Below are 239 nucleotides of genomic sequence, written 5' to 3'. Positions count from 1 at the left end.
GCACGCCACACTGTTTCTCGTGGGAGCGACTGCCGTATTAAAATCCAAAGGTTTGCGCGATCACTGTGGCAGCGGGCGTGTCGGAGCGCCGAACCGCCGCGAACACCGGCGTAGCCGGTGCCATACCGCGCGGCGCATTCTTCGCGGGCACGCCCGCTCCCAAAGGGTGGATGCGCCAGCCTGAGTGATGGTGCAAAACGGTTGCGCCTACAGGGCTCACCGCATGCGGTTGAGCACCT

General features: G+C 64.4%; 1 pseudogene. It reads right to left on the bottom strand.

Annotated elements, in window-relative coordinates:
- Positions 1-37: 37 nt before the first annotated feature.
- Positions 38-239, bottom strand: a pseudogene (locus SB765_RS33315) (hypothetical protein); the annotation flags it as partial.

The sequence above is a fragment of the Pseudomonas sp. SIMBA_067 genome, assembly GCF_046534675.1.
Taxonomy (GTDB): Bacteria; Pseudomonadota; Gammaproteobacteria; order Pseudomonadales; family Pseudomonadaceae; genus Aquipseudomonas; species Aquipseudomonas putida.
This window is presented reverse-complemented; position numbering and strand designations above follow the sequence as displayed.